25 protein-coding genes and 1 tRNA gene are annotated in these 21,377 nt (G+C 64.7%); 17 read left to right on the forward strand and 9 right to left on the reverse strand.

Going from position 1 to position 21,377, the window contains the following annotated elements:
* Positions 1-120: 120 nt before the first annotated feature.
* Positions 121-1,290, reverse strand: a complete 1,170-nt coding sequence (locus tag GJ631_RS07290; protein WP_156708519.1) for a Xaa-Pro peptidase family protein — start codon at positions 1,288-1,290, stop codon at positions 121-123.
* A 78-nt stretch (positions 1,291-1,368) separates the two neighbouring features.
* Between GJ631_RS07290 and aroA the strand changes: the two genes are divergently transcribed.
* The gene (gene aroA / locus GJ631_RS07295; protein WP_156708520.1) at positions 1,369-2,679 is read left to right on the forward strand and encodes a 3-phosphoshikimate 1-carboxyvinyltransferase; all 1,311 of its coding nucleotides are present in this window, start codon (positions 1,369-1,371) and stop codon (positions 2,677-2,679) included.
* A gap of 16 nt (positions 2,680-2,695) precedes the next feature.
* Here the strand turns inward: aroA and GJ631_RS07300 are convergent, their stop codons facing one another.
* From GJ631_RS07300 to GJ631_RS07310, 3 genes are all read right to left on the reverse strand, one after another.
* On the reverse strand, positions 2,696-3,085 hold the full coding sequence (locus GJ631_RS07300; protein ID WP_156708521.1) for a MaoC/PaaZ C-terminal domain-containing protein: 390 nt from the start codon (positions 3,083-3,085) through the stop codon (positions 2,696-2,698).
* 148 nt (positions 3,086-3,233) lie between these two features.
* Positions 3,234-6,260 (reverse strand): PAS domain S-box protein, encoded by a 3,027-nt coding sequence (locus tag GJ631_RS07305; protein WP_156708522.1) that lies wholly within the window; start codon positions 6,258-6,260, stop codon positions 3,234-3,236.
* A gap of 69 nt (positions 6,261-6,329) precedes the next feature.
* Complete coding sequence (locus tag GJ631_RS07310) at positions 6,330-6,965, reverse strand: helix-turn-helix domain-containing protein (RefSeq protein WP_156708523.1); 636 nt, start codon at positions 6,963-6,965, stop codon at positions 6,330-6,332.
* Between the two features lie 85 nt (positions 6,966-7,050).
* Between GJ631_RS07310 and paaA the strand changes: the two genes are divergently transcribed.
* From paaA to paaE, 5 genes are read left to right on the forward strand one after another with little or no spacing between them, the layout of a single operon-like run.
* On the forward strand, positions 7,051-7,992 hold the full coding sequence (gene paaA, locus GJ631_RS07315) for a 1,2-phenylacetyl-CoA epoxidase subunit PaaA (protein WP_156708524.1): 942 nt from the start codon (positions 7,051-7,053) through the stop codon (positions 7,990-7,992).
* Between the two features lie 2 nt (positions 7,993-7,994).
* On the forward strand, positions 7,995-8,324 hold the full coding sequence (gene paaB, locus GJ631_RS07320) for a 1,2-phenylacetyl-CoA epoxidase subunit PaaB (RefSeq protein ID WP_156708525.1): 330 nt from the start codon (positions 7,995-7,997) through the stop codon (positions 8,322-8,324).
* Entirely contained in the window at positions 8,324-9,160 is an 837-nt protein-coding gene (gene paaC / locus GJ631_RS07325) for a 1,2-phenylacetyl-CoA epoxidase subunit PaaC (RefSeq protein ID WP_156708526.1), read from the forward strand. Before paaB ends, paaC begins: the two co-directional genes overlap by 1 nt.
* Positions 9,153-9,575 (forward strand): 1,2-phenylacetyl-CoA epoxidase subunit PaaD, encoded by a 423-nt coding sequence (gene paaD / locus GJ631_RS07330; protein ID WP_156708527.1) that lies wholly within the window; start codon positions 9,153-9,155, stop codon positions 9,573-9,575. Before paaC ends, paaD begins: the two co-directional genes overlap by 8 nt.
* Positions 9,572-9,742 carry a 1,2-phenylacetyl-CoA epoxidase subunit PaaE gene (gene paaE, locus GJ631_RS18525; protein ID WP_197424896.1) on the forward strand — a complete coding sequence of 57 codons (171 nt, stop codon included), beginning with the start codon at positions 9,572-9,574 and terminating at the stop codon, positions 9,740-9,742. Before paaD ends, paaE begins: the two co-directional genes overlap by 4 nt.
* 19 nt (positions 9,743-9,761) lie before the next feature.
* On the opposite strand, the gene GJ631_RS07335 is transcribed toward paaE, so the two are convergent.
* Both GJ631_RS07335 and GJ631_RS07340 read right to left on the reverse strand, forming a co-directional pair.
* Positions 9,762-10,637, reverse strand: a complete 876-nt coding sequence (locus GJ631_RS07335; protein WP_197424898.1) for a hypothetical protein — start codon at positions 10,635-10,637, stop codon at positions 9,762-9,764.
* A 145-nt stretch (positions 10,638-10,782) separates the two neighbouring features.
* Positions 10,783-11,568 (reverse strand): sulfurtransferase, encoded by a 786-nt coding sequence (locus GJ631_RS07340; RefSeq protein ID WP_156708529.1) that lies wholly within the window; start codon positions 11,566-11,568, stop codon positions 10,783-10,785.
* Positions 11,569-11,820: 252 nt separating this feature from the next.
* Here GJ631_RS07340 and GJ631_RS07345 point away from each other — a divergent pair, with 252 nt between their 5' ends.
* From GJ631_RS07345 to GJ631_RS07355, 3 genes are all read left to right on the forward strand, one after another.
* On the forward strand, positions 11,821-12,681 hold the full coding sequence (locus GJ631_RS07345; protein WP_156708530.1) for a sulfurtransferase: 861 nt from the start codon (positions 11,821-11,823) through the stop codon (positions 12,679-12,681).
* 106 nt (positions 12,682-12,787) lie between these two features.
* Positions 12,788-13,417: a ferritin family protein gene (locus tag GJ631_RS07350; RefSeq protein WP_156708531.1), complete on the forward strand. Its 630-nt coding sequence runs from the start codon at positions 12,788-12,790 to the stop codon at positions 13,415-13,417.
* A 127-nt stretch (positions 13,418-13,544) separates the two neighbouring features.
* On the forward strand, positions 13,545-14,126 hold the full coding sequence (locus tag GJ631_RS07355; RefSeq protein ID WP_156708532.1) for a hypothetical protein: 582 nt from the start codon (positions 13,545-13,547) through the stop codon (positions 14,124-14,126).
* 175 nt (positions 14,127-14,301) lie between these two features.
* On the opposite strand, the gene GJ631_RS07360 is transcribed toward GJ631_RS07355, so the two are convergent.
* A complete protein-coding gene (locus tag GJ631_RS07360; RefSeq protein WP_370518584.1) occupies positions 14,302-14,748 on the reverse strand; it encodes a peptidylprolyl isomerase in 447 nt (148 codons plus the stop codon).
* A 196-nt stretch (positions 14,749-14,944) separates the two neighbouring features.
* On the opposite strand from GJ631_RS07360, the gene GJ631_RS07365 reads away from it, so the two are divergent.
* From GJ631_RS07365 to GJ631_RS07390, 6 genes are all read left to right on the forward strand, one after another.
* Positions 14,945-15,784, forward strand: coding sequence for an NOP5/NOP56 family protein (locus GJ631_RS07365; protein WP_156708534.1), 840 nt, complete (start codon positions 14,945-14,947; stop codon positions 15,782-15,784).
* A complete protein-coding gene (locus GJ631_RS07370) occupies positions 15,771-16,406 on the forward strand; it encodes a fibrillarin-like rRNA/tRNA 2'-O-methyltransferase (protein WP_156708535.1) in 636 nt (211 codons plus the stop codon). The genes GJ631_RS07365 and GJ631_RS07370 overlap by 14 nt, the downstream gene beginning before the upstream one ends.
* A gap of 55 nt (positions 16,407-16,461) precedes the next feature.
* Positions 16,462-16,899 (forward strand): MaoC/PaaZ C-terminal domain-containing protein, encoded by a 438-nt coding sequence (locus GJ631_RS07375; RefSeq protein ID WP_197424901.1) that lies wholly within the window; start codon positions 16,462-16,464, stop codon positions 16,897-16,899.
* A gap of 94 nt (positions 16,900-16,993) precedes the next feature.
* Complete coding sequence (locus GJ631_RS07380) at positions 16,994-18,070, forward strand: glutamate--cysteine ligase (RefSeq protein ID WP_156708537.1); 1,077 nt, start codon at positions 16,994-16,996, stop codon at positions 18,068-18,070.
* A gap of 55 nt (positions 18,071-18,125) precedes the next feature.
* A complete protein-coding gene (locus GJ631_RS07385) occupies positions 18,126-18,635 on the forward strand; it encodes a winged helix-turn-helix domain-containing protein (RefSeq protein ID WP_156708538.1) in 510 nt (169 codons plus the stop codon).
* A gap of 54 nt (positions 18,636-18,689) precedes the next feature.
* Positions 18,690-19,181 (forward strand): phosphopantetheine adenylyltransferase, encoded by a 492-nt coding sequence (locus GJ631_RS07390; protein WP_156708539.1) that lies wholly within the window; start codon positions 18,690-18,692, stop codon positions 19,179-19,181.
* Between the two features lie 3 nt (positions 19,182-19,184).
* Here GJ631_RS07390 and GJ631_RS07395 read toward each other — a convergent pair whose 3' ends face one another.
* A complete protein-coding gene (locus GJ631_RS07395; protein ID WP_156708540.1) occupies positions 19,185-19,493 on the reverse strand; it encodes a transcription initiation factor IIB family protein in 309 nt (102 codons plus the stop codon).
* 53 nt (positions 19,494-19,546) lie between these two features.
* Here GJ631_RS07395 and GJ631_RS07400 point away from each other — a divergent pair, with 53 nt between their 5' ends.
* Both GJ631_RS07400 and GJ631_RS07405 read left to right on the forward strand, forming a co-directional pair.
* Positions 19,547-20,056 (forward strand): MOSC domain-containing protein, encoded by a 510-nt coding sequence (locus GJ631_RS07400; protein ID WP_156708541.1) that lies wholly within the window; start codon positions 19,547-19,549, stop codon positions 20,054-20,056.
* Between the two features lie 39 nt (positions 20,057-20,095).
* Positions 20,096-20,180, forward strand: a tRNA-Leu gene (locus GJ631_RS07405).
* Positions 20,181-20,349: 169 nt separating this feature from the next.
* On the opposite strand, the gene GJ631_RS07410 is transcribed toward GJ631_RS07405, so the two are convergent.
* Positions 20,350-21,327: a right-handed parallel beta-helix repeat-containing protein gene (locus GJ631_RS07410; protein ID WP_156708542.1), complete on the reverse strand. Its 978-nt coding sequence runs from the start codon at positions 21,325-21,327 to the stop codon at positions 20,350-20,352.
* Between the last annotated feature and the right edge of the window lie 50 nt (positions 21,328-21,377).

The raw sequence follows: 21,377 nt of genomic DNA on the forward strand, positions 1-21,377 counted from the left end.
GGTCGCGTCGAATGGCGGCTCAGGAGTAGGCGTCGTCACAAGGGGCTCGGAGCGGGGGTAGGTGCCTCATCATCGCCGCCGTATGCTGGTAGGCGTGGCGGGGGTTTGTAGCTTACCGGATTACAGCACGAGGGATTTCTCGTAGTCGGTGAGGTTCTCGTGGCCGTCCTCGGTGACGACGACGAGGTCCTCGATGCGAATGCCGCCGACCGCGGGGTCGTACAGCCCGGGTTCGACCGTGACGACGTGGCCGGCTTGGAGTTCGTTGTCCTGTTCGGAGACCCGCGGGAACTCGTGGATATCGAGACCGACGCCGTGGCCCGTCGTGTGGATGAAGCCGGTTTCGGTCGTCTCGTCGCTCCGAAGGGTCGGCAGGCCGGCGTCCTCGTATACGTCACACACCGCGCCGTGGACCTCGCTGCCAGTGACGCCGGCCTCGATGGCATCCAGCGCCGCCTCCTGTGCCTCCAGCGTGAGGTCGTACCACTCGGCGATTTTCGCCGAGGGGTCGCCCACACAGAACGTCCGGGTCATGTCGGCGTAGTACCCCGTCTCCTTCGAGCGCGGGAAGATGTCGATGATGATGGCTTCGTCGGCCGAAAGCGGGCCGGACCCGCGGTCGTGGGGGTCGGCGGCGTCGGCCCCGCAGGCGACGATGGTCTCGTCGAGCGCACAGCCGTGCCGCAACAGTTCGATTTCGATTTCCTGCTTGACGCGCTCGGAGGTGAGCACCTCGCCGTCGAAAACGAGCGTTCCGTCCTCGACATCGGCCTCGGCCAGCAGTTCCTCGGCGCGGGCCATCGCGGCCTCGTTTGCCTTCTGTGCCGCCCGGATATGTTCGACTTCCTCGTCGGTCTTCGTCGCGCGGATGGATTCGACGGTGTCGTCGTAGTCGGCTTCGACGGTCACGCCGCGGTCTCGGAGGCCGTCGGCGGTGCCCAGCGGGAAGTCGACCGGCGTGGCGACCGATTCGACGCCGTGGGCATCGAGGAACGCGGCGAGCGTCCGGTGGCCGCCCTCCGTCTGGCCGTACTCTTCGAGGTTCTTCCGGTGGTCGTACTCGAAGTGGCGTTCGACGGTTTCGGCGCGTGCGTTGCGCTTGGCGCGGCCGTACTCCAGCGCCGAGACGAGCAGGTGTGTCTCGCCGGTGTACAGCGTCACGAAGGGGTCGGGAGCGGTGAAACCGGAGAGGTACCGCTGGTCCGAGTCCTCGCCGTCGGCCTCGACGAGGTAGCCGTCGAGGCCCGCCTCATCGAGGAACTCATCGAGCGCAGAGAGGTCGGGGTCCATACCGGATGCCGGGGGCGGGAGGAGTAAAGCCCTACCCCTTGTCGGCAGGCCTTTGTCGGCGGGCCGCCACCCGCCGATATGGACGTTCGCATCTCGCCCTCGCAGGTCCGCGGGAGCGCCCGCGCGCCGCCGTCGAAGAGTTACACTCACCGTGCGATTCTCGCCGCCGGATACGGTGGCGGCGCGCTCGTGAAGAACCCGCTTTTCAGCGCCGACACGAAGGCGACGGCCCGCGCCGTCGAGGCCTACGGCGGGTCGACGGAACGCGTCGACGACGACCTCGAAGTCGTCGGCTTCGAGGGGGCTCCCGAGACACCGGGCAACGTCGTCGACTGTGCCAACAGCGGGACGACGATGCGCCTGACGGCCGCCGCCGGCGCCCTCGTCGAGAACCTCGCGGTGTTGACCGGCGACACCTCGCTTCGTTCCCGACCGCAGGGGCCGCTGCTGGACGCTCTCGATGACCTCGGCGCCCGCGCGGAGTCGACGCGTCGAAACGGACAGGCACCGCTCGTCGTCGGCGAGGGCATCGACCGCGAGACGGTATCCATCCAGGGCGACGTGTCCTCACAGTACATCACCGGTCTGCTGATGGCCGGCGCAGTTACCGAGAACGGACTCGAAATCGACCTCACGACGGACCTCAAATCCGCGCCGTACGTCGATATTACCCTGGAGGTGCTCGCGGACTTCGGCATCGACGCCGAAGTCATCGGTGGCGACGACTCCGAGGTTCGGTCCTCGGGTGCCGACGGCTTCCGGGTCCCGGGCGGGCAGTCCTACGAACCGACCGACGGCGAGTACCACGTTCCCGGTGACTTCTCGTCGATGTCGTATCTACTCGCGGCGGGCGCACTCGCCGCCGACGGCGAGTTACTCGTCGAGGGTGCCTACCCCAGCGCACAGGGGGATTCGGCTATCGTCTCAATCCTCGAACGAATGGGCGCCGACATCGAGTGGGACCGCGCGAACGGCGCGATTTCGGTCGCCGAATCCGACCTCTCTGGCGTCGAGGTGGGCGTCGCCGACACGCCGGACCTGCTGCCGACCATCGCGGTACTCGGCGCCGCCGCCGAGGGGACGACCCGGATTACGGACTGCGAGCACGTCCGTCTGAAAGAGACCGACCGGGTCGCCGCGATGGCTACGGAGTTGACGAAGATGGGCGTCGACGTCGAGGAGTACGAGGACGAACTCGTCGTCCACGGTGGCGGCCTCGAAGGCGCCACCGTCGAAGGCTACGACGACCACCGCATCGTCATGTCGCTGGCCGTCGCCGCACTCGTCGCCGACGGCGAGACGACAATCGAGGGCGCCGAACACGTCGACGTGTCCTTTCCCGAGTTCTTTGAGGTGCTGTACGACCTCGGTGCGGACGTAGAGAAGTAAGGCGTCTCGACGGGCGTTACTCGTAGACCACGCCGTCGCTGTCGCCGGACATCACGACTTCGTCGGCCTCGTTTCGGCAGACGTACTCCGTCTGGAGGCGGACGCCGTCGTCGCGTTCGGTGACCGACGTGACCGTCATCGCACAGCGTATCTCCTCGCCAGTGTACACCGGCCGGTGGAAGGTGTAGTTCAACTCCCGGGCGATGTAGTTCAAATCGCCGCCGATTTTCGTCGGGAGCGTCCCCGTCAGGAGGCCGTGGACGACGAGTCGACCCTCCTCGTCGGGTTCGACGTGGTGGGGGTTCTCGTCTTCGGACACCTCGACGAACTGCTCGACGTCGGCGTGGGTGAACGTCCGACTGTGCGTGAACGTCTCGCCCTCGGTAAGGGCGTAGGGGTCGACCATACGCCGCTGCTCGTAGGGGAGCCGCTTGAACGTTTAGCGAGGTAGCAGCAAATGTTGTCGCTGTTCGCCACGTGTACCACGGAGTTACGGACCGCTGCAAACCGCATCACTTCGAGGACGTGGAACGGAACCCCCGAGCATCCCGGGGTCAGTCCTCGGGCCGCGGCAGTTCCAACACGACGGCAGCGCCGTCGTGGTCGTCGTCGAACGACAGCGAGCCATCGAGGGATTCGACGACGTAGTGAGCGAGCCACAGCCCGAGTCCCCGACTGTGGTCGAGTTGTGTGATGCCCTGTTTGCCCGAGACGACCTGGCGTTCACGTTCGGGGACACCCGGTCCGTCGTCCTCGATTCGGATGGTGACGGCCTCGTCGTCGGCCGACGCTCGCACCGTCACAATCGGTGCGTCGCCGGCGTGGAGTGCAGCGTTCTCCACCAACTCGGCGATTGCTTTCTGCAGCAGGTCGTCGTCGTAGACGGTGACGCCGTCGACGTCGGTCCTGAACGTCGCCTCGGTGTTTTCCGTGTTGGCACGCTCGATGGCCTCGTCGAGTACCGACATGAGGTCGATGGCCTGATAGTCGATGTCCCTCCGGTCGGCGTCGAACGTCCGTTCGATGTCGCGGACGTTCTCGGTGATGGCGGCGATTTGCTCGGCGGCGTCGCTCGCGCTGTCGATGTATTCGAGGGTTTCACCATCCGCGCCGTCCCTGAGAAGGTCCAGATACCCCTGTACGACGCCGATGGTGTTCCGGAGGTTGTGCCGCAGCACCCGATTCAACATCTCGATGCGCCGCTGGTCGGCTTTCCGGTCGCTGATGTCGGTGTAGATGCCGAATGCACGCGGTCCCTCGGCGGCGCGGCCGTAGTAGACGCCACGGAAGAGGAACGTCCGTACCCCGTTCGGTGTTTGCCGGCTCACTTCGATTGGTTCGGTCAACGCTTCGGGGTCGAGTTCGTCGAGCCGTTCGGCTTCCGGTCGGTCGTCCTCGGGGACGATGAGGTCGTTCGTCGACTGGCCGACCGCCTCTGCCTTCTCGACGCCGAAAGTCTCCTCGAACGAGCGGTTGACGTCACGGATGATGGGGCCGTCGTCGGTCAGCGTCGCGTCCGTGATGGCGTCGGGCGACTGCTCGAAGAGGTTCTCGAAGCGCGCCCGTTCGGCTTCGAGTTCGCTCCGGTCGCGGACGACGCCGACGCTGCCAAGCAACTCATCGCCGGGGTACTGCGAGAGCTCGATTTCGACGGGCAGTTCCTCGCCGTCGACGGTCAGAAGCGTCGTCTCGTAGCTCCGGCTTTCGGCCCTGTCCGTCCGGTGGAGGTCGGCCAAGAGCAACTCGCCGGTCTCGTATCCCGTCGCGGTGAGGAACTCCTCGACGGAGCGTCCGATGAGCGTGTCGGGGTCGAGGCCGAGCGTCTCGGCTAAGGGGTCCGTCACCAACCGAAGGTCGCCGTCGGCGTCGATGACGAACACCGACTCTCGGACGCTCTCGTGGACCGCACGGTACTGCTCGAGTTGCGTTTCGCGCTCGGTGCGGTCGAACGCCGCTTCGGCGTTGGCTGCGAGGATGTTCGCGAGGCTTCGTGCCACGGCGTCGATGCCGTCGGCGTTCTCGGTGCCGATAGACAGCGTCCCGTGTCGGCCGATGGGTATCGCAACCGCCGCACGTATCGGGCCGTAGGAGTCCGGAATCGGTCTGTCGTGTTCCTCGGTGTCGAGTGTCCGTTGTCGCTGGAACGCCGTCCCCGACAGCCCCTCGCCGGGGACGTACGTCGGGAGGGACTCCATCTCCTCGGTGGCCCTCTCGCTGAGAGCCGCGGGGACCAGTCGGTCCGTCTTGTCGTCGTACAACCGAACGGCGTTGAACGAGAGTCCGAGGATGTCACCGGCGGCCCCGCTGATTATTTCCGCGATTTCCGTCCGAGTAGTCGCGCTCATCAACTCCCGCGTCGTCGAGTGGAGGTCGTTGAGCGCTCGCTCGCGGCGTCTCTTCTCGGTCACGTCGCGGAAGAACACCGAAAGCCCCTCCTCGGAGGGGTAGGCTTCGACGCCGAGATGAGCGTCCAGCGGTTCGTAGTACGCTTCGAACGACTCCGGCTGTTGGGTCTCCATCGCACGTCGATAGTGCTCTTCGAACGCAGTTCCGAGGGCGTCCGGAATGGTCTCCCAGAGGTTCCGCCCCGAGAGGTCGCTTTTCGAGTAGTTCTCCGCTGCCGCTTCGTTGAGAACCTCGTAGCCACCGTCGTTGACGTAGGTGATTCGCCAGGCCGTATCGAGTGCGAAGAACCCGTCGTCGATGCGCTCCAGCACCGTCTCGAACTCGTCTCGGGCCGTCTGCAGTTCCGCTTCCCGGCGTTCCCGTTCGAGTTCGTAACTCGCACGGTCGATGAGCAGTTCGACGAACGTCCGCTCGGATTCGGTGAACGACACGTCCCTCGGTTCGGCGCCACCGAAACACACCGTCCCGTAGGTCTCGCCGTCGATACTGAGCGTGCCGCCGAGATAACACCGCAAGTCGGAGTCGTACGCCGGGTCGTCCCGCCAGCGGTCGGTCGCGTCGGTGATTGCCAATAGCCCGTTTCCGCGGACGGTGGCCTTGCAGTAGGCCTCTTCCAGTGGAAAGACGTCACCGGCATCGAAGCCCGCATCGCCCGCGACAGCGAGCATCTCCAAGCGGCGCTCGCCCGTGTCGATGGATGTCGCAAAGCCGATGTCGAGGTCCAGATACTCCCGGCCGACTTCGAGGATGCGTTCGAGTTTCTCCTCGAACTCCCCGTGACCGGTCGACAGCGCGTGTAAATCCCGCAGTGCCTGTTCGTTGCGGTCGACTCGGGCGGCCTCGCCGTCGACGATTTCGTGGACTCGCTCGGTGAGCGTCTCCTCGCGGTCCTCGAAGGCTTCCGTCGGCGCGTATTCGACGCCGAGTCGGGAGGCGAGGGCGCCAACCTCGGGGTCGGCCTCGCCTACGACGACAATCGGGAGGTTCGGCGCTCTGTGTCGAAGCTCTTCGACGCTTGCGCTCCAGTCGTCGTGTACGGCGAGGAGAACGCAATCAGTGCCGTGGTCGACGGCTGCCACGGAGTCGGCCCGCTGGACGGAAACGTTCCGAAGTGATTCGTCTTCGAGGCGGCTTCCGTTGGTGGGTTGGAGGTAGGTAACGGTCAGGCTCTGCACGTGTTCGCTGGCACCGTCTTTCGAAACGAGCCTCGAGATAATAAACTGGTGTGTGAGTTCACCGGCTGATTAGGTGAACACGCCACCGAGAAGCCGCGCCTGCCCCCGGCGCAGGCGTTCGAGGAACGCCGATTTCGAGATGTCGAGTTCGGCCGCAACTTCCGCGGACGTGACCCGTTTCGGCACTTCGAAGTACCCCATCTCGTAGGCGGTTTCGAGGGCGGCGGCTTGTCCGGGCGTCAGGTTCCAGCGCGTCTCGACGGAAACGTCGCCGTCGTCGCCCAGCGGGGAGATTCGTTCGAGCTTCACGCCGACGGCCTCGCCTGCTGCCTCGAGAACACCGTGGAGTACCTCCTGTCCGACGACGGCACCGACGTGTCGTTCGATGCCGTCGCGGTACTGGACCGAATCGACCAGAAAGCCCTCGTCGATGAGTTCGTGGACGACACAGCGGTCCTTCGAGAGACAGCGAAAGGTGTGGCGGCTATCGGCGCTCGTCCGGTGGAGGTATCGAATCCGGTCGTCGGCGTCGAGTGTATCGCCGACGGCGTCGTCGACGGTCGAAAACCGCAACAGCGTGTTGCCGTCGGCCCGCCGGAGCGGCGGTGCGGCTTCGATGGGTTCTTCGGCGCTCCGAGATGCTGCCGCAAGCGGGCAGTCGTCGCCGGTAACCCGGAACTCGACGACGAGACACTCCGAAATCATGAGTCTTGTTCGCACGATTAGTATTTAAAACCAGTCCATAGGCTGGTCAAACAGTATGTAAATTCGTGACAATAGTTCACGTAGAATGGACATCGACACAGTGAAAGAACGCGCCGGGCCGCGGGAGTTCGGCCCCGGCGACGACATGCCACGGGAGTACCGGGAGGCCGCCACGCGGATGATTCAGTTCCACGCCAACAGCGAAATCATGGGTGCCTACATCGAGCGTCCGTTCATCAGGCAGGCACCGAGCCTCGACAGGAAACTCGCCGTCTCGGCGCAGGTCCAAGACGAGGTCGGCCACGGACAACTGCTGTATCGGGCCGCCGAGGAGTTGGGCATCAAGACGCGCGAGGAGATGCTGGACGAACTCGAAGCGGGCGATGGGAAGTTCCTCAACTGCTTTCACTACCCGCTGGACGACTGGTACGAGTTGCCGATGATAATGTTCTTCGTCGATGGCGCGGCGATGCGCCGACAGGCGACGCTGAAGCGCACCTCGTGGGAGCCCTACGCCCACGCCATCGACAAAATCTGCTTCGAAGAGGGATTCCACATAAAACACGGCGAGGACATCCTCCGGACCATCGCGACGGGGTCGAAACGCGACCGCGAGCGGTTGCAGGCGGCCTTCGAGAAGTGGTGGCCGCGCATCCTGCAGTTCTTCGGGCCGACCGACGACCAGTCGACCCACGGGGAGTTCGCCATGGAGGTCGGCCTGAAGACGATGAGCAACGACGACCTCCGGAACGCCTTCCTCAACGCCTACGTCCCGAAGGCGAAGAAGTACGGTCTCGAACTGCCGGAGTACCCCCGCGTCGAGTACCACGAAGCCGACGACTACTACGAGGTCTACGAGGAGGACCTCGACTGGGAGGAGTTCTTCACCGTCGCGAAAAACGAGTATCCGACCGGCGTCGGTCAAATCGAGAAACGCGAACGCGCACAGGCGGCCGTCGAGTGGGTCCGCGATGCTATCGAATCACCCGAGCAGGGCGGGGTATCCCCTGCAGCAGCGGACGACTGACCATGATTTGGGAAGTGTTCAGACAGGAGAAAGCGAAGGATTACCACACCCACGTCGGTAACGTCCACGCGCCGGACGCCGAGTTGGCGAAACAGTACGCCCAGATTATGCACGCTCGCCGGAAGCCGGCCAACAGCCTCTGGGTCGTCCCGAAGGAGGAAATCGAGACGGTTCACGCCGACGACCCCGGAACCGAAATGGGCGGGACCACCCAGAAGCAGTACCGCTGGGCGACGAACTACAACACCGACGAGACGTTCGCCGAGGAAATCGAAGCCAGCCAGCGCGAACAGGAGGAAGCCGAACGCGACCTCGCGGAGGCCGATAACTGATGGTCGACGGACCCGAGGAACTGAGCGACCGCGAGCGGGCGGCCGTCGAAGCCGAACTCCGGACGCTGGCCGACGACGAGTTCGTCGTCGCCGAACGCTACACGGAGTGGCAGGTTCGCGGGCCGACGCTGGAAGCCGACATCGCAATCGCGAACATCGCCCAAGACGAGTTGGGTCACGCCCGATTGTGGTACGATTTACTGGAGGATTTCGGCTACGACCAGGTCGACCTCATCTGGGAGCGCGACCCCGCCGATTTTCGGCACGCGACGCTCGTCGAGTTGCCGTTCGAGGACGGCGACTGGGCCGACTGCGTCGTCCGCGGCTACCTCTACGACACCCACGAACACCTGCGTCTACAGGCGCTCGAAGACAGCGCCTACGCACCCATCGCCGACCGGGTGGGGAAGGTCAAGGGAGAGGAGACGTACCATCGCGAACACACGCAGAACTGGCTCGAACGGCTGGCCGAGAGTCGAGCGGGACGCGAGCGCATCCAGCGAGCCGTCGACCGGCTGTTTCCCCACGCGCTGACGCTGTTCGAGCGCACCGACCACGAGGAGACCATCGTCGACACCGACGTCCGGCCGGAGCCACTCGCGGACCTCCGTGCGGAGTGGCGCGAGGTCGTTTCCGGATTCCTCGCCGGCCTCGGCGTCGACGTACCGGTCGAAGATGCCGCCGAGCTGCTCCCCGATTCCCGCGGCCGGGACGGCACCCACACCGAGGCGTGGCGGTCTCTGTACGACGAGTTCACGTTCACCTACCGTCAACTGGGACGAAGCGAAGCGCCGTCGTTGATGCCCGCTCCCGAGGAGGCAGACGTCGATGTCTGAGGATGTCTCAGAGTTCGACGGAGGAACCCCTGAGTACTGTACGTACACCGACTACGAGGCCGGCAACACCCCGGATGGACTGCCGGCGACTGGCGATGGAGCCACCGGTGTCGAAGCGGCCGTCTGGGAACGGCTCTACGAGGTCGAGGACCCCGAGATGCCGATTTCGGCCGTCGACTTGGGGCTCATCTACGGCGTGACCGTCGAAGGGAGCCACGCGACGGTGACGATGACGCTCACCTACACCGGTTGTCCGGCCCGTGATTACTTGCGGGAGGACGTTCGTCGCGCCGCAGAGAGCGCCGACGGCGTCGACACCGCCGATGTCGAGTTGGTCTGGAGTCCCGAGTGGAACGTCGAGATGGTCACCGACGACGGCAAGGCCGACCTGCGTGAGTTCGGGGTGTCGGTATGAGACGGCGACCGGACCCCTCGGCGGACACCGATGCCGGCGACGAGGCGGCGACGTGCCCCTACTGCGGGTCGGAGAACACCGACCGAGAACACCCAAAGGGGCCGTCGCTGTGTCGGTCGATGCACTACTGTCGGGACTGTGGGGAACCCTTCGAGGCGTTCGGCTGACCGCGATGGGAGCGGGGCGCTACCACACCGACGGCGAGTACTCGAAGGTCAGGCCATCGACCGTCTCCGGCGGGAGCCCGACGTCCTCGAACATCCGTCGGAACACGCCACGATACTCCTCTTCGGGAATCTCCTCACCGACCGGCAGCCGAATCTCCAGATTGAACCCGCCCAGTCGGTCGAGTTTGAGCCTGTACCTCCGGGAGCCATCGCGGTGTATGACAGCCATACTCTGGACGATGAAGGCGACGGTTGCGAACCGCTGGCCGTCCCGAAGCGAGGTTTCGTTGTACCAGCCGTCGCCGCCGGTCTCGGAGCCGAGCACGTCCGTTCGTTCGGATTCGACCGCCCCGTAGAACCCCGGAAAATCCAGTGGCTCGCTCACCTCGACGCGGGGAGTGTCCGTCCCTTCGGCGGCCTGCTCGCGCAACCCCTCGGCGTACTCCCGGGCGTCCGTCTCGGAGACGTCGAACGCCAGCGTGAACTGTTCGATAAGCCATTCCTCCGGCGGCACGGAATCGACTGGAATCCCCTCGAAGGTGCCCCGGTCGTCGAACAGCCCCACCGACGGCTGTTCGCCGGTGAGGGAAAACTCCAGAAACACCGTCTCGGTGTGGTAGCGGGAGAACCCGAAGACGCGATAGTCGGGCCCGAACCGCTCGTCGAGGTCCGTGAGGCCGTCGGGATGGACCCCTCTGGATTCCGTGTCGTTGACGTAGTACGGTTCCTCGACATCGTAGCCGGCCTCGCGGGCGGCCGCCATCACGCCGTCGTAGTCGCCATCGAGTTGTCCGCTTTCGGACCAGTAGGTGGCGTGGTCGGCGCCGAGTATCGCACAGCCGGCGAGCGATGCAATCGCGCCGGCTCCGGCAACGGTCCCCGCCCGTCTCAGCACCGACCGCCGAGTCCAGCTCCGGTCGGCGGTTCCACCCTGAGAGAACATTTGTATGTATAGCACTCAGCGTTGAGCCGCATAAGTATGCGGACCCGTTCGAGGGTGACTGGAACGGATATGTCGAAAGTGTCGCACCGCAGACGGTTCAAACGTCGGTTTCGAGTTCGCCCCCCTCGGCCTCCCACTCCGTGAGGCTCCCCTCGTAGAAGGCGAGATTGGGATAGCCGAGATGCCGAAGGACGGTGTAGGTGTGGCTGATGCGACGGGCGGTGTTGCAGTACAGGAGGACGCGTTTTTCCGGCGTGATATCCCGTTCTTCGAGGAGGCGCCGAATCTCCGACTCCGAATGTAGGCCGCGCGTGTCGTCGTCGACGAGTTCGCGCCAATCGAGGCGAACCGCTCCGGGAATGTGACCCTCCTCGTACTCCCACTCCTCCCGGGTATCGACGATGACGGTGTCGGGGTCGTCGATGGCTGCCTCGACGAATTCGATTCCCACGAGAGGGCCGTCGGTTCGGAAGGATACCTCGTAGTCGGCTGGTTCGGTCGGCGGCGTCGTCTCGCTGACGGGGTGTTCGAGGCTCCACGCGGAGTAATCGCCGTCCAGTAGGTGGAGTTTCTCGGCGTCGTGGCCGTACAGTTCGGCGGTCACGAGCAGCCGCGCGGCGAAGACGCCGTGCATGTCGTCGTAGGCGACGATGTCGTCGTCGGTGCCGATACCGACATCGCCCAACAACTCGGCGAAGGCCTCGGCGCCGGGCAGCATGCCGGCCTCGCCGTCGTCTTCGGACCGGAACGTCTCGAAAGGGACGTTCACCGCTCCGGGGATGTGGCCGATGCCGTCGTACTCCCAGGCGTCCCGAACGTCGACCACGTGCACCTCCTCGAGTCGGTCGGCCAACCACGCCGCCGACACCACTACGTCGCTCATATTCGATTTTCCGGCTACGATGGCTTCAATCCGTCCACTCGGGGGTCCTCGGAGATAGCGGATTATTTTGCTGGTAGGTGTCCCGTGGGTCACCCGTCACCCCGAGTCGTCTCCCGACGGCTCTCCAGCGTCGGGACGCGTCCAGAAACAGCGCGACAGTATCGGCAACTGTTGCTGGTAGGTGGGAGGCGTGGCTGAACGTGCCGAGAGTCGTAGTGTTATGGTCGTGGTTGGAGTAATAGGGGTTGTAACATGAGCGACTACGCGAACCCTGACGTACTTGTCTCGGCGGACTGGGTGGAGGACCACCTCGACGCCTTCCAGAGCGACGACCCCGACTATCGCATCCTCGAAGTCGACGTCGACACGGAGGTGTACGACGAGGAGGGCCACGTTCCCGGCGCCATCGGCCTCGACTGGGAGCGGGACCTCCGCGACCAGGTCCAGCGGGACCTGCTCTCGAAGGAGGACTTCGAGGCACTGATGGAGCGACTCGGCATCACCGAGGACACCACCGTCGTCCTCTACGGCGACAACGCCAACTGGTTCGCCGCCTACACCTACTGGGAGTTCAAGTACTACGGCCACGACGACGTGCGCCTGATGGACGGCGGCCGCGACTACTGGGTCGAAAACGACTACCCGCTCACCGACGAGGTGCCGGAGTACCCCTCGACCGAGTACACCGCCAGCGGCCCCAAGGAGTCCATCCGCGCCTACCGCGAGGACGTCGAGAAGGCCATCGACAAGGGCCTCCCGCTCGTCGACGTTCGCTCCCCCGAGGAGTACTCCGGTGAAATCCTCGCCCCGCCGGGACTGCAGGAGACCGCCCAGCGTGGCGGCCACGTCCCCGGCGCGGAGAACATCTCGTGGGCCGACGTGACCAACGACGACGGCACGTTCAAGACCCGCGACGAACTCGAAGAGCTCTACGCCGAGTACGGCATCGACGGCGACGAGACGACCATCGCCTACTGCCGTATCGCCGAACGCTCGTCGGTCGCGTGGTTCGCGCTGCACGAACTGCTGGGCTACGAGGACACCTCCAACTACGACGGTTCGTGGACGGAGTGGGGCAACCTCGTCGGCGCCGAAATCGAGACCGGCAACTGAGCCGGCACCAGTTCTCACATTTTCACGGCCGATAGCGCCGCCGCCGTCGGTATCGACCCTGCTTCGGACCGCTGGTTACAAGCGCGCACCCGACCTACCACGGCACATGACAGATTCGGAGTTCGTCGAGTCCGTTCGGAAGGCAAACAACACCGCGCTCTCGCGGCTCGGCTCCTCGAAGTCGCTGTACGCCGACACCATGGGCGAGATGGATGTCGAGGAGGTGCTTCGGGCCGCCGCGACGGCCGAACACCACGCCGCCGAGACCTACGAGACGTGGGCCGAGACCACAACTGACGACGACGTGGCCGACGCCTTCGCCGAGACGGCGGACGAAGAGCGCGAGCACTACAACACCGTCGTCGGCGAACTCGACGCCCACGACCCCGGCGAGGTGCCGGCCATCCAGTCGTACCTTCGCGGCCTCGATGACGACATCGAACGACTCGGCGGGTTCGTCGGCCGGACGCTGGCGGCCGAGAAGTCCAAAGAGCAGATGACCGGCTTCTTCGTCGGCAAGGCCGACCCCCAGACGGCGAGTCTGTTCCGCGGGATGGGCGACGACCTCGACGCCCAACTCGAACGCGCAATCTCCCTCCTCGAAGCCCACTGTGGCGACGACGAGGACTGCTGGGACCGTGCCGAGGAGGCTGCCTCGGGGGCGATTCAGACTGCCTACGAGGAGTACACCAAGCGACTGGAATCGATGGGCGTCAACCCCAAGCCGGTCTGCTGAGGGCGACAGCGCGGTGCGTGAGGGGCCCCCACTGTCCTCGCGCCGCTGTCATCCGCCATTCGGCCACTTTGTTTTTATTCACTCATCGAGTTTCCTCGCCAAATGCGTACACGGAGGTCGGTCGTCGTTGGTCGTCGATAGACTTCGTCGGGACAAACGGAAGGGCACGAGCGGGAAGTACCTCGTCTCCACCGGCCTGTTCGTGTTGGCGGCTGGACTGTTCACCGAGACGCTCGCGTGGCGGTTCGGGGTCGCCGGCCTCCAGGTGTCGATACTCGAAACCGGGTTGCTGATTCTCGGGGTCGCCCTCGGTCGATTGCTCGTTCGCGTGATACTCCGCAAACTCAAGCGAACCGTGTTGAAGGGGCTCGCTATCGGTGGTCTCTCGCTCGGCATCGGTCTGCCGGCGCTTCCGGCGGTCGCCTCCGTACCGTTCGCCGGCCGACTCGCCAAGCGACTGCCGTACCGTGGCGTTGTGGAGCGACTACCGTGGTTCGGCGTGTCCCGATACCAGCGCCTCGCCCGCGCCGTCGGCGGCAAGCGAGGCGTCGGGATGGGTGGCGTGAGTGGAACGCTGTTCGTCTACGGCGCGGAAGCGGGCAAACTCGGTGAGACGTATCTCGCCTTCGGACACCGGCTGGAACTGGCGACGATTTTCGCGCTGCTCGCGGTTCCGGGGGCGGCGATTTACGTCGTTCGGAACGTTTGATGGCTTCGCGTCGACGGTGGTCTCGAGTAGGCACTCACGATGGTTTTGAACTGAGCGACGAGTTGGAGTCACCCCCAACGGACGTTTCCGGGCTTGCAGTCCGTGTGATTGAGCCAGTCGCAGCCAGGCTCGATACGGAGGAAGAGCAGCCAACGGGAGCCCTCCAGCGGAGGGGTTAGTTGACGTCGATAATCTCTATCTCGAAGGTGAGCGTTTCACCGGCGAGTCTGGGGTTGAAATCCACCCGAACGACATCCTCGCCGGCGTGGATGACTTCACCGGGTTGGCCGTTCTGTGCTTCGAGGTAGTCGCCTTCCTCGGGCAGCTGGCCGCCGAGCATCTCTCGAAGTTCGGCAGTTTCGAACTCCTGGACGTTCTCCTCGCTCGGTTCGCCGTAGGCTTTCTCCGGAGGAATGGTCAGCGTCGTCGTCTCGCCGGCTTCTAGCCCGATGAGCCCCTCCTCCATACCTTCGATGACCTGCTCGGCACCGACATCAACCGTAAGGGGTGCATACTCTCGGTCCGGTTGAGCCTCGGCCAGTCCCGCCTCCTCAGCGACGGCCTCTCGTGAAGTGTCGAAGACCGTGTCGTCGTCCAGTCGGCCCGTGTATTCCAGCGTCACAGAATCGCCAGTAGCAATCGTCATAGATGGTCGAGGGACGACACGCAGAAAAGCCATTGCATCAAGAGATTACAGCGATAGCTGGGTGGCCGCTACGGAGAACAGTAGGGGGCCGCTAGATGAGTTTCTCAGGCCTCGACGCCGACGAACGAGTGACACCGGGACATCTATGTGACCGACTCCGAAACGGGGTAGCATGAACGAAGCCGACCCCTCGTCCGGGGGGTGGTTCGAGGACGTCGACCGCGAGGACGCCGACTCGGTCACCGAGTCGATTCGGACGGGCAGTGCCGAGTCACCGGCAGCGTGGCCGGAACGCGCAGTCGAGTCGGGGTTCGCTGCCGACGAAGACGAGTACTACAAAATATTACACGATGCGACGATGCGTGCGACGCGGGAGGCGGTACAGGAGGCAGAGCGGTCGGACGACAAACAGTTGATGCATGGTATTCGGGCGATGGACGACTGCGAGCGCGTCGCCAACGAACTGGCCGAGCGCGTCGCCGAGTGGGCCGGAAGCAGACACGAGGATGCGGAGACGGGCGTCGAATACGCCCGGGAATTAGCCGAGTCGGACGAGGAGGACCCGCTCGTCTCGCTGGCAGAGCGGGTTCGTGACCTCGACGACGAGGCAGCAGACCTCCGAAGCCACGTCGAACGAACCGCCCCTGAAGTGGCGCCGAACCTCTCGGCGCTGGCCGGGCCCGTGTTGGCGGCCCGACTCATCGCACTCGCCGGCGGACTGAAGCAACTCGCCCGCAAGCCCGCTGGGACGGTTCAGGTGCTAGGTGCCGAGGAGGCACTGTTCGCTCACCTCCGTGGGCGAGCGCCGTCGCCGAAACACGGCGTCATCTTCGTCCACGAGGCAGTTCAGGGAACCCACCCCGACAACCGTGGGTCGGCGGCGCGTGCACTGGCTGGGAAACTCGCCATCGCCGCCCGTGTCGACCACTACTCGGGGGAGCGGAAGCCGGAACTCGACGCCGAACTCGCCGAACGCATCGAGCGCATCCAGGCGCGTGATGTCGATGAGTGACCTACCGGTGGGTGTCGAGCGCCGGGCCTTCGACGGTCGCGAATCGCTGGCGACTGAGGGGGAGGCGGTGTACGGTGAACCGACCGCCGACGGCTGGCGGAAGTGGGACGTTCGTCGCTCGAAACTCGGGGCGATGTTGGAGAAGGGGATGGACACCGGGCTCTCCGGTGGCGAGACGGTGCTGTATCTCGGCGCGGCGGCGGGGACGACCGTCAGCCACGTCGCCGACTTCGCGGGGCCGACGTACGCCGTCGAGTTCGCGGCGCGGCCGGCACGGGACCTCCTCGAGGCCGCCGAACCGCGGCGCAACCTCTTCCCGCTGTTGAAAGACGCCCGCAAGCCGGAGACGTACGCCCACGTCGTCGAACCGGTGGACGTCCTGATTCAGGACGTGGCCACGCGCGGCCAGGCGAAGGTGGCGCTCGCGAACCGACGGTTCCTCGACGATGACGGCCGACTCCTGTTGGCCGTGAAAGCCCGAAGCGAGGACGTGGCTCGGGACCCCGATGCGGTGTTCGAGGAGGTGCTGACGACACTCCGTGAGGGCTACGAGGTACTCGAAACGCGGTCGCTGGAGCCGTTCCACGACGACCACCTCGCGGTCGTCGCCCGGCCGGATTGACGACCGGCTATCGCAGGGCGCAACCACTATGCGCTCGCTGATTCTTCGTTCGATAATGAGCCATCGAACCTTCGAGGGATTGACCGTCGGCGAAACCATCGACTGCGGGACGCGGTCGGTGAGTCGCGAGGAAATCGTCGCCTTCGCAGAGGAGTACGACCCGCTCGGCATCCACACCGACGAGGCGGCCGCCGCCGACTCGCCCTTCGGCGACATCATCGCCAGCGGTATCCACACCTTCGCGCTGACCCAGCGCCCGGTCGTCGAGCACTTCTATGGCGATTCGGACCTCGTCGCCGCCGGCCACATCGAGGAGATGCGGCTGCCGGCGCCGCTTCGGCCCGGGGACACCCTGCACGTCACGCTCGAAATCGCGGACAAACGGCACTCGAAGCGCAACGAACAACGCGGCATCGTCACGACCAACCGGGAGGCGACCGTCGACGGCGAGGTGGTGTTCTCGCTCGTGAATCGGACGATTTGGACGCGATAGGTCCGTCGATTCGGCGACTGGGCCGGGGACGGCTGTGCGGTCCGGTCACAGCAGGTCAAATGGTATTTAATCCGCCCCGGCCAAGGTGCGCTCGATGGAACTGGGCTCGCGGGATGCCTTCGACCGGATGGGAACGCTCGGCATCGAAGAGGAGTTCTTCGTCGTCGACGAGACCGGGCGCCCCACCGCCGGCACGGACGAACTCGTCTACGAGTCCGACCCACCGGAGATACTGGACGGGCGACTCGACCACGAACTGTTCAAGTGCGTTATCGAAACCCAGACGCCGACCATCGGGTCGCTGTCGGCCGCCCGTGATGCCCTCGCCGACGTTCGGGAGGCGTTAGTCGACCACGCCGAGGCCGAGGGGTTCGGCATCGCGGCGGCCGGCCTTCACCCGGCGGCGAAGTGGCGCGAACTCGAACACGCAGAGAAGCCACGGTATCGCGCACAACTCGACCGGATTCAATACCCACAGCACCGGAACACGACGGCCGGACTGCACGTTCACGTCGGCGTCGACGACGCCGACAAGGCCGTCTGGGTCGCAAACGAGATGCGCTGGTATCTCCCGATTATGCTCGCACTTTCGGCGAACTCGCCGTTCTGGAACGGGTTCGACACCGGGTTGTCCTCCGCCCGTGCGAAGATTTTCGAGGGGCTCCCCAACACCGGCATGCCGACCACGTTCGAGGACTTCGAGGCGTTCCAGTCCTTCGAGCGGATGATGGTCGAAAACGGGTCCATAAACGACCGTGGCGAGTTGTGGTACGACGTGCGCCCACACTCCGAACACGGCACTGTCGAGGTACGGACGCCGGACGGACAGGCCGACCACGAGTGGGTGTTGGCGTTCGTCGAGTACACGAAAGCGCTCGTCGAGGACCTCGCTGCTCGCTACGAGGATGGCGAGAACGGCTATCAACACCGCCGGGAACCGCTCGACGAGAACAAGTGGCGGGCTTTGCGCTACGGCCACGACACCGAACTGCTCTCGAAGGACTTCTCGGAGGCCATCCCGCTCGGCGAACTGGTCGACCGCGAGTGCAGTCGACTCGGAGTTGATGGTATCCGCGAGATGTACGACGCCGAAAGCGGCGCCGAGCGCCAGCGACGACTCCACGAAAGCGAGGGTCTCGATGCGGTGTGTGAGGACCTGCTTCTCGAGTGACGTTCGGCACTGGATTTATATACGGGTATTCCTTGTGTCCGATTGATTACGACGCATGTCTACTGACGACAGTTCCGAAGAGGGGGCATCCGAGATGGGGGAGACCGAAGACGGCGTTCGCGAGAAACTCGAACAGGAGGCCGAGCGGGCCGCCGAACAGTTCGACGAGGGCATCGTCGACCTGCTGGCGTGGGTACTCGACACCGAAACCCGGGCTCGAATCTACGTGTATCTCCGACAGAACCCCGGCAGTACGAGCGAGGAGGTGGCCGAGGGGACCGGTCTGTACCCGAGCACCGTCCGGGAAGCACTCGCCGCACTCCACGAGGAGGAGAAACTCGACCGGAGCAAGCGGGAGTCCAGCGGCGCGGGCAACAACCCCTACGAGTACACGGCGATGGCGCCGAGTGACCTCGTCGGCACCATCGTCGATGACCTCCAGGACGAGTTGAACACCGTGTTCAACCTCGATTCACACCTCGGCATCGGCAACCGGGAGAGCGTCGACCCCGTCGACATCACCGTCGAAGACGGCAGCGACGAGTCCGACGACACCGACGACTGACCGACCCGTTTTCGCATCGAAGCCACTAAACCCGGCCCCCGCGTTGCCGTCGCCATGAACGTCGTTTTGGGTGGGACATTCGACCCGATTCACGACGGCCACCGGGCGCTGTTCGAGCGGGCGTTCGAACTCGGTGACGTGACCGTCGGCCTCACCAGCGACGAGCTCGCACCGCGGACGCGGAGCGTCGACCGCTACGTCCGCTCCTTCGAGGAACGTCGGGCGGACCTCGAAGCCGAACTATCGAACTTCGCCGAGGAGTACGACCGCGAGTTCGACATCCGGACGCTCGAAGAGCCGACCGGCGTCGCGACCGAACCCGGCTTCGACGTGCTCATCGTCTCCCCGGAGACCGAAGACGGCGGCCACGCCGTCAACGAGGTCCGACGCGAGAAGGGGCTCGATGAACTCGACATCGAAGTCGTCGACCACGTCTACGCCGAGGACGGAGCGGTCATCTCCTCGACGCGAATCGTCTCCGGAGAAATAGACGAACACGGCAATCTCACGCCGGAGTCCGACGGGCGCCCAGCCGAAAGAGAGTAACACCTACCACTTCGGCGGTTCCAGTCCTGCCTCGGCCATCAACTCCTTCCAGCGTTTCTGGACGGTCAACCGCGAGACGCCGGCGGCGTCGGCCACATCCGATTGGGAGCGACGCTCACCTGCGATGAGCGCGCCCGCGTACAGACTCGCCGCGACGGTCGCCCGCTTCGAGCGGTCAGCCTCCGGCACCGTCGACAGAAAGAGGTCCGTCGCACGCGAGCGGGCCGCCGCGCCGAGCTCCAGCCGTTCGGCGGCGTCGTCGATGGCGGCCAGCCACTCCTCGTTTTCGACGTGGTCCCGCGCCCGGTACATGTGAACCGTTCCGGCACGCAGGCATATAAACAGTCGGCGCCCCAAACGGAGGCATGCGTCTGGAGGACATCTACGTCACGGAGGCCGGCGGCGAGCCGATGCAGTCCCGACAGCGCATCGACGCTGTTGCGGGAGGATTGGACGGCGACCGCTACTGCACCGGCCGGGGCCACTACTCGCCGTTCGACGTTTGTGAAGTGACCTTCGTACAGGCGGAGGCGCTCGAGGAAATCGAACGGACGACGGGTATCGACCTCTCGGAGGGCCAACACCGCCGCAATCTCGTCGTCCGTGGCGGCGATGTCCACGACCTCCTGAACACCCGCTTCCGACTCGGGGAGGCGACTTTCGAGGGAACGAGGCCTCGACCGCCGTGTCGGTACATCGAACAGTTGAACGACGAAGACGGGCTGATGCGCGCACTCGGTGAAGGTCGAGGCGGCATCTGTGCGCGGGTCGACGAGCCGGGCGAAATCGCCGTCGGCGACGAAATCGGCGGTATCGAGGAGATGGGCAACTTCGAGGGGATGGTTGCGAGCATCCGAGACCGCGTCGGGCGGTAGCGACAGGTATTTTTGGGCGACGGCGGTACGGAAGCGTGCGCGCGGGTTGCCGAGCTAGGCCAAAGGCGCAGCGCTTAGGACGCTGTCCCGTAGGGGTCCGCCGGTTCAAATCCGGTCCCGCGCATGAGCGAACGCAGTGAGCGAAGAGCAGGGTCGATTCGAACCCTGGAAACCGAGCGAAGCGAGGTTTCATCCGGTTCAAATCCGGTCTCGCGCATAGCGAGGTGCGAGCGGAGTGAGCACCTCAGAACTCGAACGGCGAGCGAAGCGAGCCGTGAGGTGCGAAAACGTTCTTATGACGTGTTGGGGTCGAACGGCTTCGGGAGTTTCGTCTCCTCGCCTTTGTCGACAATCGGTTCGGCCCATCCCGAGATGGCGTTTCTGATGAGTTTGGTGTTCTCGGCGGACGGGTAGAGGACGATGCCCATATCGCCATCCACTGCCGTAATCGTGTTTTGCCGGACGCCGCTGTTGGTCGTTTCGAGTGCGAACACTCCCGCATGGAAGGCGTCGTCGTCTCCGGGGTCCTCCTCGGTGACTTCGATGGTGTTGTGGAGGACGTTGTGTCGGTTCCCACCCCACAGGGCGATGCCGGCATCGTTGTCGGTGACGCTGTTTCGCTGGATGTTCACGCTATCCCCTGGCTGGTAGAGGATGATTCCCGACGACTGGAAGTCGTCCAAATCCCACCAGTGGTCTGCGACGGTGTTGCCACGGATTCTCGCGGTCGCACCACCACCGATTTGGATTCCGTTTTCGGCCCACCCGTCCGATTTCGGCCCTAGTCCCGTGATTTCGTTATCCGAAATGTCGACATCCGTGTCACCACCGGTTGCTAGGATAGCGACCCTGTGTCCACCATTCAGCGTGTTCGATTCCACCGCACCGGTGGCCCCATCGGCGTAGCCGATAGAGAGGAACTGATGTGCGAGTGCGTCGTCGCCGTCGACGGTGTTTGCGGTGACGTCCACGTCACCCCCATCGACACGGATTCCGAACGTCGGACTTTCCGGAACCGCTTCGATTTCGATGTGGTTGTCCGTGACTTCACCCGAGTAACCGTCGTTGTGGATGACGTAGGGTGGACTCCCCGAGTCGACTGTGATTTCTTGCCCGGAGATGACGAAGTCGTCGTCAGTTGCGACGATACCACCATCGCCCGTCTCTACTGCGTTTACCAGTCCGTTGCTGTTGCCCATCGCCGTGTTTGACCCGAGAACCCCGAGTCCGGCGATACCGATGGTCGTACCGATGAATGTTCTTCGTTGCATGGGTCTCCCCTCCCCCTGAGAGGTGGTCGGAAGGTCACCGTTGGGGGTGA

It is taken from the genome of Natronomonas sp. CBA1123, from assembly GCF_009741925.1.
Lineage (GTDB): Archaea > Halobacteriota > Halobacteria > Halobacteriales > Haloarculaceae > Natronomonas.